Raw genomic sequence first — 14,811 nt, 5'->3', positions numbered from 1 at the left:
GCACGGCGGGCGGTGTCCGAGGCGGTACGGGCGAACTCGATGGCGCCCTTCGTGTCGGAAATGCGGCGGTTGCGTGCTTCCGCGTCCTGGCGCTGTGCTTCCGCGAGGAGGGTGCGGGCATGGGAGCCAATGATGCGGCCGCGGGACTGGATGAGGTCCTGGGCACTTTGAATCTGCGCGGCGGTGGCCTGCAGTTGCTGGTCAAGGAGCTGTAGCTGGCGCTGCTGGTTGGAGGCGGCGCCGCGGGCGCGGTCAATCTGTTCATCAATATCCGCGTCGAGCTCAGTCAGTTCGGTGTACAGCGCCAACGGATCATTCTCGGGGCGGGTGCCCATCGCGTTGAGTTCCTCGTTTGCGCGGGCGGAAATAGCATCGAGGGCGGCAATATCAATGCGGGCGCCCTGCTGCGTGTGCTGCTTCAACTGTTCGATCTCACGAAGTTCATCGCGGATCTCCTGGATAAGTGCCGGCAGGTTCGTGCGGGCGGTAGTGATGTTGGTGTCCGCGTGCTCGATGGAACTCAGGTTTGTGTCGGCGACTTCGACGGCGTGTTGGGCGGCCCGAAGGACGTCGATAAGCGCGCCCTGCTGGCCAGCCGGCTGGGCGGCGAGGCCACGCGCCTGCTCGAGTTGCTTCTCTGCCTCATCGATGGAACCAACCGCCACATCCACGTTGTGGGAAATGGATTCCAGCAGTGTGTCCGCGTAACGCTCCTGCAAGCTCTGCAGGGTGGCGCGGGCGGGCTCGATGCGTGCGCGCAGGTCCACGGTGCGCTGGAAAATCGTGTTGATTTCGTCGCCGGCCTTCATCAACACGCCACGCATCTGCTGGAACTCTTCAGAGCGATCCTTCAAAGCCTGGTCCGCCGTGCCGCAGGAAGAGATGATGTCAATGAGCATGGCGCGCTTCTCAGGCTCGGCTTCCGGGATCGCGTCGTAGAGACGCTGGTGGATACCGAATGCGCGCTGCAGAGCAGAGGTTGCCTGGTTCATTGCGGAGGTGAAGGGGCGCACGCGCTCCGCACCGAACTCTGAGGAAGCCACGGCGAGTTCTTCCTTACCCAGGCGGATGGATTCATCCGTATGCACCAGGGTATCTCGTGCAAGTTCTTCTAGGGTGTGGGTGGGTAGGCGGCCCAGCGAATCAGTGTCGGCGGGGTTGACTTCGCGGGCAGCTTCGAGCTGTTTCTGGGAGGTCTTCTTGTTCTTGTTGCGGCCGTACAGCCAGAAACCGCCACCAGCCGCAGCGGCAGCACCCACACCACCGGCAACAAGACCAATGTCGGAGCTATCGCTGGAACCATTCACCGCCGTGATGGCATCCACACCCGCCTGCCCGTAATTGTCCTGGGTGAGCTGGTTGAACGCGCTGTCATACATCTTGCCGATGTCACTTTCGGGCCAGTCATCGCCACCGTATGCGTAGAAATCACGGTGCTCAGGGGAGATAGCAACAACGGCGGTATTCGGGCCTTTGGCGTCTACCGCGTCCACAGCCCAGCCTTCTGCGCCTTCTGGGCCGAAGTTATTGGAGTAAACAACGTAGGCGTTGCGTCCCTTGTTGCGTTGCAGTTCTTGGATGGCGTTATCGATAGCAGTGATCTCGTCGCTGGACAGCACGCCTGCCTCGTCGAGGACCTTGTCGCGCAGATCGCTCGGTGACAGCACCGTCGCAGCGGGCGCTTGTGCCTGAATAGAGTCCATGACCGCCAAGGCCAGGGGGGCAGCAGATAAAGCAATCCCGCCGGCAAGAATTGGGGTAGCGAGAGCAATACGGATATAGCGCGAAGTCATGGCAATGAGACTACCAGCGTGTGCCTAGGACGAAACATGAAAACCGGTGCACGCAGACTCGCCACGATGCGTTTGCGCTCTTAGCGCGAAATCCGGTCTAGGCTCAGTAGCGCTATGACATACCAGTATGATTCGGCGGATTTCGCCCGCCGCGCGCCTGAGGGGGAGAAGGGGTCGCAGCTCGCCGGCGTTGATGAGTTGCGCGATGCGTTCGCGCGCGATCGGGCGCGGGTTCTGCATTCGGCGGCGCTGCGTCGTCTAGCGGATAAGACTCAGGTCGTGGGGCCGCGCGACGGGGATACCCCGCGGACCCGTTTGACTCACTCTTTGGAGGTCGCCCAAATTTCGCGCAGCATCGGCGCTGGCCTGGGGCTCAACCCCGACTTGTGTGAGATGGCTGGGCTCACCCACGATATTGGGCACCCGCCGTACGGCCACAACGGGGAGGTCGCGCTCAATGAGCTCGCTGCCGGGTGTGGCGGTTTTGAAGGCAACGCGCAAACGCTGCGCATCCTCACCCGCCTTGAGCCGAAGGTGCTTGTGCGCGCCCACTCCTTCGGCCTCAACCTCACCCGCGCCGCCCTCGACGCAGCCTGCAAATACCCGCGCACCCGCACGAACGCAGACGGCACGGTGAACCGCAAATACGGTGCCTACGACGAGGATGCTGCGATTCTCGCCTGGTTGCGCGAAGGCCACACCGATGACATGCCGCCGATGGAAGCGCAGGTCATGGACTGTTCTGACGATATTGCGTACAGCGTCCATGATGTTGAGGACGGCATTGTGTCCGGCCGCGTTGACCTGAACGTGCTGTGGGATCTCGTTGAGCTCGCCGCGCTCGCTGAGAAAGGCGCGGCCGCATTCGGTGGCACCGCCGATGAGCTTATCGACGCTGCCGCCCGCCTCCGCTCCCTCCCCATCGTCTCCGCCGCCGCCGATTTTGACTTCTCCCTCACCGGGTACGTGACCTTGAAGAAGATGACGTCTGAGCTGGTGGGGCGCTACGTCGGTGCCGTTATTGCCGCAACTTTGGCAGCCAATGACGGTCCGATCGGCCGGATGCACGGCCACCTTGTCATCCCACCGGAGGCTGACGCGGAGGTGCGCCTCCTCAAAACCGTGGCTGTCCTCTACGTCATGGACATGCCGGCCCACATCGCACGCCAAGATCGGCAACGTGACCGCATCATGCGGGTGTACTACTACCTCACCGCCGGTGCGCCCGGCACGCTGGACACCATGTTCGCCGCCTGGTGGAATGAGGCCAACAATGCTGCCGAGCGCCAGCGCGTGATCATCGACCAGATCGCCTCCATGACGGAGTCACGCCTTGAGCGCACCGCCAAGAAGGTCGCCTCCTTCGAGGGTTACTTCTAGGGACATGTTCGTAGACATGCCCTAGAAGAGAAACATGCCCTAGGACAGGGATAAGAAAAGCTTCTCCAGCTTCTCCGCATCCACTGCCTCTGGGCCCTCATCGCGGTAGCACTGCTTCAGACCGGTAGCGATGAGGGAGTACCCGGCGCGGTCGAGCGCCTTCGATGCGGCGGCGAGTTGCGTCACGGCGTCCTCGCATTCCTCGCCGGATTCGAGCATGCGTATGACTGCGTCGATCTGTCCGCGTGCTCGCTTCAGCCGAGTGATAGACGGCTTAATGTCTTCGGGATTGAGCTTCATACGGTTGCCTTTCCATGCTTCCAGGTGAGATAGCCACCGTCCAGGTTAGCCACGCTGTAGCCCAGGTTGGTGAGCAGGCAAGCCGCATTGTGTCCACGCAAACCAACCTGGCAGTGAACGATGACATCGTCGTAGCCAGCGATTTCTGGGTGACGTTCGCGTAGTTCATCCAGCGGGATGTTCACTGCACCGGGGATGCCCCCGGCAGCAAACTCGCTTGGGGAGCGCACATCAACCAACAGTGCGCCTGCTGCCATCCGTTCGTCCAGTTCGTGCCACTGGAGGCTGCGCTCTCCGCGGCGCAGGTTGTCGTTGATGAATCCGGCGAAGTTCACCGGGTCTTTCGCCGAACCGAACTGCGGAGCGTAAGCCAGTTCTAGATCAGCAAGATCTGTTGCCGTTAGGCCAGCGCGCATGGCGGTAGCAATGACGTCAACGCGCTTATCTGCACCATCTTCGCCGACAATTTGGGCGCCGAGGATCGCATCCGTCTCCGCATCTACCACGAGCTTCATGTGCAGCTGTGATGCACCGGGGTAGTATCCAGCGTGATTGAGTGGGTGCAGATGAATAACACGCACCCGCTTTCCTGCCGCACGGGCCCGGCGTTCGTTCCAACCAGTAGATGCAGCCGCCAGACCAAAGACACCCACGATTGCGGTGCCTAACACGGGCATCGAAGCGGTCTCCCTGCCGGTGATCACATCGGCGACGATACGTCCGTGGCGGTTCGCCGTTTGCGCGAGCGGAACCAACGTTGCTTCGCCGGTGTGGAAGTCCGCCTTCGTAGCAGCATCACCCAGCGCGAAGATATGAGGATCAGAGGTGCGTAGCTGCCTATCCACCACGATGCCACCGTTGTCCGTCACCTCAAGCCCTGCATTTCTGGCCAACTCACTCGCCGGACGGACCCCCACAGCAGCCACAACAACGTCGGCGGGGATCTCCTCACCCGAGCCCAAAACGACGCCCGTCTCTGTGATCTCCTGTGCCTGTGCGTTGGTGCGCACCTGCACGCCGTTGTCTTCCATACGCAGGCGGACAAGTTGCGCCATCTCCGGATCAAGCGGACTCAGGATCTGCGGGCCCGCCTCCACGACCGTGGTGTTCAGACCGCGATGCCGGAGGTTTTCTGCCAGTTCAAGGCCGATAAAGCCACCACCGATGATGACGGCAGACTTCTTGCCTTTAATTACTTCAACAATGCGATCCACATCTTCAACCGTGCGCAGCGTCAGTGCCCGTTCGATGCCTTCGATCGGCGGCATAAACGGGGTCGCGCCGGGGGAAAGCACCAGCTCGTCGTAGTGAATGGAATCCCCGGCATCTGTGGTCACTGTTTTCGCAACACGATCGATAGACACTGCCCGAGTCTTCACACGGACATCAATATTGAAGCGTTGCTTCAGCGCTTCCGGGGTCTGGAGCAACAGCGCGTCACGTTTCGTAATCACACCACCCGCGTAATACGGCAGGCCACAGTTAGCAAAAGAAACGTACTCGGAGGCCTCCAGAACAATGATCTGGCGGTTCTCGTCATTGCGGCGAAGGCGAGTCGCGGTGGACATGCCACCGGCAACGCCACCGATAATCACGGTCGTGGGGGTAGTCATATTCGAAGAATCTCCTGTGATGAAACGGCGTGGGTGGTGGGGCTAGCCAAACAGTCGGCCAAGGAATCTCTGCTTCTTCGGGGCGTTGTTGTCGCGAGGGCAGGTGCACCACTGGCCCGGTGCCACGCTGGCTTTCACCTCATCGATGTGGCTGCCACAGCCTGCCCAGGTAGTTTTTCCGCAAGATTTGCATTGCACGGGACGACACATAGTTCTCTCCTTAGGTTCAGGTATACCCAGTGGGGTATACGTGCAACATATACCCTAGGGGGTATCTAGTGCAAGAGGAAGACACACAACGGCCCCTGGTAGGGGCTACTTAATCCGTGAAAGCAAGATTCCTTCGTTGTCGAAGACGTGGAGCAATGCGGCGGTCAATTCCTCGCAGACGCGCCAATTTGTTACCACCAAACGGCTCACCTGGGTTTCTCGGAGCAGATCAGCGAGGGCGTCGAGGTTGCGCGGTACTGGGCGGGCGTCGGTAAGGTCTTCGTCGTCGTAAACTGCAGCGATGATCCCGAGACCGAGGTCTGCAATGGAATAGACCGGTCGGACAAGAACGACGGTATGTGCTGGTTTACGCATCAATCGACATCCATTTCGCAGAACGATTCGTAGTGGTCATCGGTGTAGTAGTACACGTCCGGATCCGTTTCAGTGCCACCGCCGGTGACAATGCGACGTGCACCGCGGTGATTCACACCGGGTGTAGTCACGGTGTACTCGCGGTAGTAATCGGAATTCTCTCGGGGTAAGACCTGCTCGTAATTGCCAAAGTGGCGGCCGTCGTTGGAGGGGTAGTCGAAGGGGCCGCCGGAGTGGATGTCGCGGATGAGCTCTGTTGCTTCTTGTGGCACAGACGTGCACTCACTGATCGTGCTGCTGTTTTCAGTGGTGTTGACGAGTTTTGCGCTCTCGGGATTGTGAACGGTGGAATAGACCGTGGATACAAGCGTGATCAGAGCGATGATCAGGATGAAAGGCAGAGTCAGCGAATGGTTCTGACTGTCGCCGTCAGTAGACATACGTTCATTCAAGCACACGGGGGCTGTAGGATGTGCGCCATGGCTAGGGGCAGAATTCCGGATAGTGACATCGAGGCTATCCGTGAGCGCGCCAACATCGCGGACATTGTCGGGGAGTATGTCCAGCTCAAGCCGGCGGGGCACGACTCTTTGAAGGGGTTGAGCCCGTTCAAGGATGAGAAGACGCCGTCTTTCCATGTGCGCCCGGCGCGTGGGTACTACCACTGTTTCTCCACGGGAAAGGGCGGCGATGTCTTTTCCTTCATGATGGAAATGGAGCAGCTCAGCTTCCCTGAAGCGGTTGAAGCCGTCGCTGAGGAAATCGGCTACCACATCAACTACCAGGGTGGATCCACTGGTGCGCGTGATGTGAAACCTGGGACGCGTGCGCGTTTGCTGGCTGCGAATAAGGCTGCGCATGAGTTTTACCGTGACCAGCTGGAAAAGCCGGAAGCAGAAGTGGGGCGCCGCTTCCTGCTTGATCGGGGCTTTGACCGCGAGACCATCCACCACTTTGAGTGCGGCTACGCGCCGGATGGTTGGGACACGTTGACCAAGCACCTGCTCCGCAAAGGTTTTGATGCGCAAGAACTGCAGGAAGCGGGGCTGTCCACGATGGGGCGGCGAGGGCCGATTGATAAGTTCCGGCGTCGTTTGTTGTGGCCGATCAAGGATGTTGCTGGCAACGTGATTGGTTTTGGGGCTCGCAAGCTTTTCGACGATGACCAAATGGGCAAGTACATGAACACCCAGGACACGATGCTGTACCACAAGTCCAAGGTGTTGTTTGGTCTGGATTTGGCTAAGAAGCATATCGCTCAAGGCCACCAATGCGTGGTGGTTGAGGGGTATACCGACGTCATGGCCATGCACGCAGCGGGTATTAAAACTGCCGTGGCTGCTTGTGGCACTGCCTTTGGTAAGGACCACATGAGCATCATTCGACGCCTCATGCTGGATGACAATTACTTCCGGGGCGAGCTGATCTACACTTTCGATGGTGATGAGGCTGGCCAGAAGGCAGCGATGCGTGCCTTTGAAGGCGACCAACAGTTCACTGGGCAGTCGTTTGTCGCCGTCGCGCCGGACGGGATGGACCCATGCGACCTGCGTATGTCTAAAGGCGATTCCGCGGTGCGGGACCTGGTGGCAAGCCGGATTCCCATGTTCGAGTTCGTCATCGAGTCCTTGCTGAAGGACTATTCGCTCGATACTGCTGAGGGCCGTTTGCAGGCGTTGCGTCGCACGGTGCCTGTAGTAGCGCAGATCCGGGACACCCCTTTGCAGACTGAGTACGCCCGCCAACTTGCCGGTTGGGTAGGGTGGCCGGACCCGAACGAAGTGATCCGCCAAGTGCGCGCTGAGGCGAAAAGCCCCAAGGCTCCGAAGCGTCCTTCGTGGGAGCCGGCTACCCCGCAACAGCAACAGCCTGCACCAGGCCAGGCAGCATTCGCACTGCCTCATCCAGAGGACCCACGCCTGTGGGCGCAGCGCGAAGCTCTCAAAGTGGCATTACAGTACCCCGGTGCAGTGGGCAGCTACTTCGATGGCATTAACCCGGACGCTTTCACTCACCCGGCGTATCGTGCGGTGCGTGACGCCATGGGCAAGGCCGGCGGAACCTCCAACGTGACCCCTGAATCATCGGGTGGACAGTGGATTACGCGGGTGTCCGAGGAGATGCTCAACGAAGCTGGTCGCAATTTCGTTTCGGAACTAGCGGTGGAGGACATCCACGCGGAGGACCCCGTAGCGTACGCCGATTCTGTCCTATCCCGCCTACAGGAAGTGCGGGTCGGCAACCAGATTGCTCAACTGAAGTCCCAACTTCAGCGCATGCGTCCCAGTGATGATGAGATGGCGTACAACGCGCTGTTCTCCGACCTGGTTGCGCTGGAACAGGCGCGCCGGGAGCTCAACGAACGGGCGTTCCGGGGCTAAAGAGGCAGGGCTAGCTTTAAGATCGACCCCATGACCATCCTCGTCCTAGACCCCCGGTGGCCTGACCTGATTCCCATGGCTGCTGTCGCTCGCTTTGAAGGCCCAATTTCGTACACGGATGAGGTGCCGGTTTCGGCTCGGTGGGATTTGGGGGACATCGAGGTTGCTGAATCAGCGGAGGGCACCCTGGTCACCACTGATGTTAACGACAGGGCAGTGCAACAGCGTATCAAGGCGGGGGAGAAGGTCATCGAAGCGTCGTCGCTCATGGACCCGCTCTACCGGGCTCAGCGCGTCATGCATGAGGCCCGTGCCCGCGGCGAGTGGGAGCAGGCGCAAACGCACACGAGTCTGCTTGAGTACCTTGAGCAGGAAACTCAAGAACTCATTGATGCGGTGCGGGGTAATGACAGTGATGAGGAGCTGAAGAAGGAACTGTCTGATCTTCTGCTCCAGGTTTTATTCCATGCGGAGCTTGCGGCGGAGCGTGGTGCGTTTACGTTCGCAGATGTGGCGGAGGCTTTCGTGAACAAGATGAAAAATCGCGCGCCTTATCTGTTCGACGGTTCGAGGGGGACGGTTTCCGTCGATAAGCAAGACCGGCTGTGGGAAGAAGGCAAGCGCAAAGAGAAAGCTGCTAAATAAGCAGCATCCCCTGGGATGAGGGGTCCTTTCGGGCAGACAGGTGCGTTGTTTTAGGGGCACATATTGGCACTGGTGTGGCGCACGTGAATATTGTTGCTTCAATCTTCTGGCGGGGACACGCTCTTGGTCCCGCATTGCTGCGGGTTGGTCAGAATGTCGCTCTGGGACTGTAGAGTGAGCCACCGTGACAGCACCCAGATTTCAGCCACGGCGACGCCGCAGAAGGCGCGCAGGCAACCCTGCACGCGGCTGCGGTTGTGGCGCTGTGCTTGCTGTGCTCATGGTGATGGTGTTGGTCATCGCGCTGACCTTCTGGGTGATCAGCTTGCTCGATATTGATGCCCCGGGTTCGCGGCGTCAGCCAGTACCGACGGATATGCCGCCGGCGGCAGCGGCTTCACCGCCGGCCGTCGATATTCATGGCCCCGGACGCACTGCTGATCTGCTCGCGGAGTGGGCGGAGCCGATCGCGGACGCCATTAACATCAACCCGCAGGCCGTGCGCGCCTATGGCAACGCCGAACTCATTGCGGCTGAAGCATGGCCAGGCTGCAACCTGCACTGGAACACCCTTGCAGGGATCGGGTGGGTGGAAACCCGCCATGGCACATATACAGGGAAGCTTTTCGACGGTACTGAGCTCGACGCCACCGGCGTCGTCGTCCCGCCAATCATTGGACCTGCTCTTGATGGCACCCAAGGGTTCGCCCGGATTCTGGACACGGACAACGGGCACTATGACAATGACACCGAGTTTGATCGTGCCGTCGGCCCGATGCAGTTTATTCCCGAGTCCTGGAATCGTTTCGGGCGTGACGCCAACGGCGATGGATACGCTGACCCGCAACAGATTGACGATGCTGCGCTGGGCGCGGCAAATCTACTGTGTAGTGGCGGGAGGGACCTGAGTACCGAGGAGGATTGGCAATCCGCGATCTTGGGGTACAACCATTCCTATGACTACCTCGCTCGCGTGCGAGACGCCGCTGCGAACTATGCGTTGGGGCAAGCGGCACATAGATAAGTATTGGCGTTACGTAGCAGCCTATTCCTCCGTACAATTGGAGGTGGCCAATCCACCACTGATGTAAAAGGAGACATTCCAAGTGGCTGACATCATGCTGACGTTCGCCCGTGAGATCCTGGACTCTCGCGGTAACCCCACGGTTGAGGTCGAGGTCTTCCTCGAAGATGGTTCCCACGGTATTGCTGCGGTTCCGTCCGGTGCCTCTACAGGCGAGCATGAGGCGCACGAGCTGCGCGACGGCGATGACCGCTACGGCGGCAAGGGGGTGCAGAAGGCTGTCACCAATGTCAATGAGACTATTGCGGACGCTATCGCTGGCATCGAAGCCGATGATCAGCGTGTGCTGGACCTGACCATGATTGAGCTTGACGGCACGGATAACAAGAGCAACCTGGGTGCTAACGCAATTTTGGGTGTTTCCATGGCTGCAGCGAAGGCTGCTGCGGATTCCGCTGCTCTCCCGCTGTACCGTTACATCGGTGGCCCGAACGCGCACATTCTTCCGGTGCCGATGATGAACATTCTTAATGGTGGCGCACATGCTGACTCCGGCGTGGATGTGCAGGAATTCATGATCGCCCCGATTGGTGCTGAAACCTTCACCGAGGCACTTCGTCAGGGTGCTGAGGTCTACCACGCGCTGAAGTCCGTGATTAAGTCCAAGGGGCTGTCCACGGGCCTGGGCGATGAGGGTGGCTTCGCCCCGTCTGTTGGTTCCACGAAGGAAGCGCTGGACCTCATCGTTGAGGCTATTGAGAAGGCTGGCTACAAGCCGGGCGAAGAAATCGCTCTGGCGCTCGACGTCGCTTCCTCCGAGTTTTATGAGAACGGCACCTACAACTTCGAGGGCGGCCAGCACAGCGCCGAGGAAATGGCCAAGGTCTACGCCGATCTGGTGGAGAACTACCCGATCGTGTCCATTGAGGACCCGCTGGATGAAAACGATTGGGAGGGCTACACTAAGCTCACCGCTGAGATCGGTGACAAGGTGCAGATTGTGGGCGATGACTTCTTTGTTACCAACCCGGAGCGCCTTGCCCGCGGTATTGAGCAGAACGCAGCAAACGCTCTTCTGGTGAAGGTGAACCAGATTGGTACTCTCACCGAGACCTTCGATGCTGTGGAGCTTGCACACCGCAACGGCTACCGCACCATGATGTCACACCGTTCTGGTGAGACTGAGGACACCACCATTGCTGACTTGGCTGTGGCTCTGTCCTGCGGCCAGATCAAGACTGGTGCACCGGCACGCTCTGAGCGTGTGGCTAAGTACAACCGCCTCATCCGCATTGAGGAGGAGCTCGGCCCAGCAGCTGTGTACGCAGGACGCGCTGCTTTCCCGCGGTTCAATTAATCCACTGAGAGTGAAGGATCTGACATCCTCGCCCGCATGGCACTCCTAAAGTGCCAGGTCGCGGAAATGGGAGGGTCAGATCCTTCACTCTTCCCATCTATGCGCACGTCGCACCGGGAAGAGTACCTGACGGCGGGTAGACTACTCAGTCACTATGGCCACATCACGCACACCAGGCACGCGCCGTCCGCGCAGTAACAAGCCACGCATCAAGGTGCCCACCACCGTCCCTGTGGCTAGCCGTGATGCCGCCGCCCGACGGGCCGCCGCAGCGCCGAAGCGTAAACGCGTGGAAATGCTGAAGGGCGATATTTTAGGTGTGGCCGTCCTTATTACTGTTGTGCTGATTGTCCTTATCGCAATTGCGGTTCCGCTGCGTAATTATTACTCGGGGCGTACTGAGATTGCGCGGCTAGAAGCATCGATTGAAAACAAAAAAGAACACAAGTCTGATCTGCAGGAGCAGCTGGAGCGCTACACCGATCCGGAGTACGCCAAACAGGAGGCGCGGCGTCGCCTGGGCATGATGGAACCCGGAGAAACAGCCTGGCGCATCATTGATCCCCGCATGGATGTGGATCACCTCACCACCGGACGCATAGACGAGATTGATCCGGATACTCCCTGGACCACCATCCTGTGGGACTCACTGCGTGAAGTGCCGGAAGCGCCGGTATCACCAGAAGAATCACCAGCTGAGGAGACCGCCCCGGAGCCTGTGGAACAATAGCGGGCATGGATCAGCATGGGTGTGATTTGGAAAGGGACCTGGGGGTCGTCGAGAAGCAATTAGGGCGCAGGCCACGTGGTGTGATTGAGATTTCTTACCGCACGCCCGATGGGCAGCCAGCTGTGGTGATGACGGAGCCGAAGCTTGAGGATGGAACGCCTTTTCCCACGCTGTACTACCTCACTGATCCGCGTTTGACGGCGGAGGCCTCCCGGTTGGAGGTGGCTCAGGTGATGAAGTGGATGGAGGCTCGCTTGAACGAGGACACAGAGCTGAAGGCGGATTATGAGGCCGCCCACCGCCACTACCTGGACAAACGCAATGCCATCCATGATTTGGGTACGGATTTTTCTGGTGGCGGCATGCCGGACCGTGTGAAGTGTCTGCATGTTCTCATTGCCTATGCGCTGGCGGAGGGGCCAGAGCGTCTGCGTCTGGGTACCGAGGCTGTGGCGCTGGCTGCGGATCACGGGAACCTGCGCGGCACGGCGATTCCGGCGGACTGGCCGACGCTCAAAGACTTAGGCATCGAGGATGCCTTGGAGCAAGCCGCCGCTTACCAGGGAGAGAAATAATGCCTGTCGTCGCCGGCGTTGACTGTGGTACGAACTCGATCCGCTTGCTCATCTGTTCAGTGGGGCCGGACGGTGTGCTGCGTGAGATCACGCGCGAAAACACAATTGTTCGTCTAGGGCAGGGCGTAGATGCATCAGGGCACCTGCACCCTGATGCCATCGCGCGGACACGTGAAGCGCTCGCGGGGTATGTGGACAGGATGGCTGCCGAAGGCGTGACCGCCGTCCGGATGGTGGCCACGTCCGCTACGCGTGACGCCAGCAACCGCGACGAGTTCTTCTCCATGACCGAGGAGCTGCTCGGCCGAATCCAGCCGGGTGCCGTCGCGGAAGTGATCAGCGGGGAAGAGGAGGCTGCGCTGTCCTTCGCCGGTGCCACGGTGGATATTGACTCCGCTCGCGGTCCCTTCTGCGTGATTGATCTTGGTGGTGGTTCGACGGAATTCATCGTCGGCACGAGTGCGGGTGCAATTTCCGGTGCATACTCCACCCAGATGGGGTGCGTCCGCGTGACCGAGCGAATCATGGTGAGCGACCCAGCTACGCCCGAAGAGATTCACAATGCCCGCCTGCTTATCGACGAAAAAATCACCCAAGCAGCCTCCCATGTGCCGCTTGGCGAGGCAGTAACTTTGGTCGGGTGTGCGGGAACATTCACCACACTGTCCGCGCTGGCCCAGGGGTTGAATGAGTATGACCCAGAAGCGATCCACATGGCCGAGATCAGCTTTGACCAGATGCGAGACACCACCGCGGAGCTTTTGGCCCAAACGGCAGCGCAGCGCAAAGAAAACCCCGTTATTCACGAGGGCCGCGCCGATGTCATCGGTGCTGGTGCCGTGATTGTTGAGCAGCTCATGGCTGCGTTTGAAGAACTGTCAGCCGGCCGGATTCAGTCCTTCATCATCAGTGAGAAAGACATTCTCGACGGAATCGTGGCCGGACTGGTGTAACTGAGGGATTAATCCTCGTCCGGCTCGTAGATCTGCGGCTCACTTTTCTCGTGGGTTTTGCCTCGGCCCTTACCTTTGCGCAGATCCTTCACCTCACGCATACGTGGGTCTGGGTCGAGCGAATTCGCAATAGCCTTACGCGTCGAACGAAGCGCCTGCTGTGTCACGGGGGAATTGACCACCTTTTGCGTGGTGTTCACGATCTGGTGGTAGCGCTTACGCCCCGCCTTCGTACCAAAGACATATCCGGCTGCTGCTCCGACGACGAACTGGATCATGGCCACGAGCCTACCGGTTCTCCAACAACGTGTGAGGGGCGGGGGAGAAAACAAAAGACCCAGCGCGGTGAGGCGCTGGGTGACATTGCTCCCGCAACTGGGCTCGAACCAGTGACCCTTCGATTAACAGTCGAATGCTCTGCCAACTGAGCTATGCGGGATTAAATTTTCGCTTCACAGTCTTGGGTTAAACCATGTGCTGTGCAACGAACTGATACTCTAGCGTCTTTCTTCACAAGGTGACAAATCGCGAGCGTATATGCAATATTCGGGCCATCATTGGGGGATGGGGGCGGCACGGTTATACTCAATCATCGCAACGCTTAATAGGGAAGCTCTCTGCGAAGCTCTCCTGCTTAGCGACGAGGGGCTATAGCTCAGTCGGTTAGAGCCGCGGACTCATAATCCGTTGGTCGCGGGTTCGAGCCCCGCTGGCCCCACAGATCTACTCAGCACTCACTTTTCTGTGAGTGCTTTTTCAATGGGCGAGGGTTAGAAGGGTCAAGTCCTTTACTTGAACCGGAACGCTATCCAATGGTCCCATGTCAGAGCCGATAGTTTACACTTTGAGTATTCTTGTCACATGGTTTATCCATGCAACACACAGAATGTGCTGACCCTCACGTGGCAGCGCTTCCTATCGGCCTACTGGAGAAATAAGTGAAGAAAATTTTCCGCAAAACAGTTGCGGGCCTAGCAGCCAGCGCCCTTGCCGCTGGTGCGCTCACCGCCCCGCAAGCAACGGCAGAAGAACCCAAAACAACCGATGTCAACCTCCCATTGGCGTGCTACGTATACCCCAAGGGGCGTGCAGCCTGGCTTAGAACATCTCTTGATTTGGGTAACGATTTTGCATTGTCGATGAAGGCGACTGCCCCTGAGACAGTCGAGGTCGGTGACGAATTTGAGTACGCCATCGATCCTGGAACCGTTGTGCTTCCGACGGAGATGAAGGCTCAGGGGCAGACAGTGGAAGCCAAGTACATCTCTCAGGCGAACCTATGGATTGATCTGCCTGAGAATGTTGAACTGGTTTCTTTCGATTACGACAAGAAAACCCCGTTGAAGTTGGGCCTGACCCCCGGAAAGTAGACACGTCGGGGGTTAGCTATGCTGCTTGGGTCAGTGTAGCTGAATTAAGTGCTTCGAAGGTATCGGGGGCTAGAAGGTTGCACCAGGAGTGTCGTCTGCGCGTGT

Annotated in this window: 15 protein-coding genes and 2 tRNA genes; 10 read left to right on the top strand and 7 right to left on the bottom strand. The window is 59.1% G+C overall.

Annotated elements, in window-relative coordinates:
* Nucleotides 1–1,793, bottom strand: a 1,793-nt coding sequence (locus F4V54_RS08120; RefSeq protein ID WP_150386806.1) for a TPM domain-containing protein, incomplete at its 3' end; no start/stop codon positions are given.
* A gap of 114 nt (nt 1,794–1,907) precedes the next feature.
* Between F4V54_RS08120 and F4V54_RS08115 the strand changes: the two genes are divergently transcribed.
* A complete protein-coding gene (locus tag F4V54_RS08115) occupies nt 1,908–3,173 on the top strand; it encodes a deoxyguanosinetriphosphate triphosphohydrolase (protein ID WP_150386805.1) in 1,266 nt (421 codons plus the stop codon).
* A 39-nt stretch (nt 3,174–3,212) separates the two neighbouring features.
* Here F4V54_RS08115 and F4V54_RS08110 read toward each other — a convergent pair whose 3' ends face one another.
* From F4V54_RS08110 to F4V54_RS08095, 4 genes are all read right to left on the bottom strand, one after another.
* A complete protein-coding gene (locus tag F4V54_RS08110) occupies nt 3,213–3,473 on the bottom strand; it encodes a metal-sensitive transcriptional regulator (protein ID WP_034665699.1) in 261 nt (86 codons plus the stop codon).
* Nucleotides 3,470–5,086, bottom strand: a complete 1,617-nt coding sequence (locus tag F4V54_RS08105) for an FAD-dependent oxidoreductase (RefSeq protein WP_150386804.1) — start codon at nt 5,084–5,086, stop codon at nt 3,470–3,472. Before F4V54_RS08105 ends, F4V54_RS08110 begins: the two co-directional genes overlap by 4 nt.
* Nucleotides 5,087–5,401: 315 nt before the next feature.
* A complete protein-coding gene (locus F4V54_RS08100; RefSeq protein WP_102724356.1) occupies nt 5,402–5,671 on the bottom strand; it encodes a hypothetical protein in 270 nt (89 codons plus the stop codon).
* Complete coding sequence (locus F4V54_RS08095) at nt 5,671–6,111, bottom strand: guanyl-specific ribonuclease (protein WP_084576764.1); 441 nt, start codon at nt 6,109–6,111, stop codon at nt 5,671–5,673. Before F4V54_RS08095 ends, F4V54_RS08100 begins: the two co-directional genes overlap by 1 nt.
* A 39-nt stretch (nt 6,112–6,150) precedes the next feature.
* On the opposite strand from F4V54_RS08095, the gene dnaG reads away from it, so the two are divergent.
* The 7 genes from dnaG to F4V54_RS08060 all read left to right on the top strand — a co-directional run bounded on the left by dnaG (nt 6,151) and on the right by F4V54_RS08060 (nt 13,336).
* On the top strand, nt 6,151–8,052 hold the full coding sequence (dnaG, locus tag F4V54_RS08090) for a DNA primase (protein ID WP_150386803.1): 1,902 nt from the start codon (nt 6,151–6,153) through the stop codon (nt 8,050–8,052).
* Nucleotides 8,053–8,082: 30 nt separating this feature from the next.
* Nucleotides 8,083–8,697 carry a MazG nucleotide pyrophosphohydrolase domain-containing protein gene (locus F4V54_RS08085; protein ID WP_102724354.1) on the top strand — a complete coding sequence of 205 codons (615 nt, stop codon included), beginning with the start codon at nt 8,083–8,085 and terminating at the stop codon, nt 8,695–8,697.
* A gap of 280 nt (nt 8,698–8,977) precedes the next feature.
* Nucleotides 8,978–9,721: a lytic transglycosylase domain-containing protein gene (locus F4V54_RS08080; RefSeq protein ID WP_150386808.1), complete on the top strand. Its 744-nt coding sequence runs from the start codon at nt 8,978–8,980 to the stop codon at nt 9,719–9,721.
* 82 nt (nt 9,722–9,803) lie between these two features.
* The gene (eno, locus tag F4V54_RS08075) at nt 9,804–11,078 is read left to right on the top strand and encodes a phosphopyruvate hydratase (protein ID WP_150386802.1); all 1,275 of its coding nucleotides are present in this window, start codon (nt 9,804–9,806) and stop codon (nt 11,076–11,078) included.
* A gap of 154 nt (nt 11,079–11,232) precedes the next feature.
* Nucleotides 11,233–11,808 (top strand): FtsB family cell division protein, encoded by a 576-nt coding sequence (locus tag F4V54_RS08070; protein WP_170253131.1) that lies wholly within the window; start codon nt 11,233–11,235, stop codon nt 11,806–11,808.
* Nucleotides 11,809–11,813: 5 nt separating this feature from the next.
* On the top strand, nt 11,814–12,383 hold the full coding sequence (locus F4V54_RS08065; protein ID WP_150386801.1) for a DUF501 domain-containing protein: 570 nt from the start codon (nt 11,814–11,816) through the stop codon (nt 12,381–12,383).
* Nucleotides 12,383–13,336: a Ppx/GppA phosphatase family protein gene (locus tag F4V54_RS08060; protein WP_150386800.1), complete on the top strand. Its 954-nt coding sequence runs from the start codon at nt 12,383–12,385 to the stop codon at nt 13,334–13,336. The genes F4V54_RS08065 and F4V54_RS08060 overlap by 1 nt, the downstream gene beginning before the upstream one ends.
* Before the next feature lie 8 nt (nt 13,337–13,344).
* Here F4V54_RS08060 and F4V54_RS08055 read toward each other — a convergent pair whose 3' ends face one another.
* Together F4V54_RS08055 and F4V54_RS08050 are read right to left on the bottom strand one after the other, a co-directional pair.
* Nucleotides 13,345–13,614, bottom strand: coding sequence for a hypothetical protein (locus F4V54_RS08055; RefSeq protein WP_102724562.1), 270 nt, complete (start codon nt 13,612–13,614; stop codon nt 13,345–13,347).
* A gap of 88 nt (nt 13,615–13,702) precedes the next feature.
* Nucleotides 13,703–13,775: transfer RNA gene (locus tag F4V54_RS08050), tRNA-Asn, on the bottom strand.
* A 205-nt stretch (nt 13,776–13,980) separates the two neighbouring features.
* Between F4V54_RS08050 and F4V54_RS08045 the strand changes: the two genes are divergently transcribed.
* A tRNA-Ile gene (locus F4V54_RS08045) sits at nt 13,981–14,054 on the top strand.
* Nucleotides 14,055–14,274: 220 nt separating this feature from the next.
* Nucleotides 14,275–14,706, top strand: coding sequence for a hypothetical protein (locus F4V54_RS08040; RefSeq protein WP_150386799.1), 432 nt, complete (start codon nt 14,275–14,277; stop codon nt 14,704–14,706).
* The last annotated feature ends 105 nt before the right edge of the window (nt 14,707–14,811 follow it).

Source organism: Corynebacterium tuscaniense (assembly GCF_008693065.1).
In the GTDB taxonomy this organism is placed as follows: Bacteria; Actinomycetota; Actinomycetes; order Mycobacteriales; family Mycobacteriaceae; genus Corynebacterium; species Corynebacterium tuscaniense.
The sequence above is the reverse complement of the archived record's forward strand: the minus strand, read 5'-3'. Positions and strand labels throughout refer to the sequence as shown.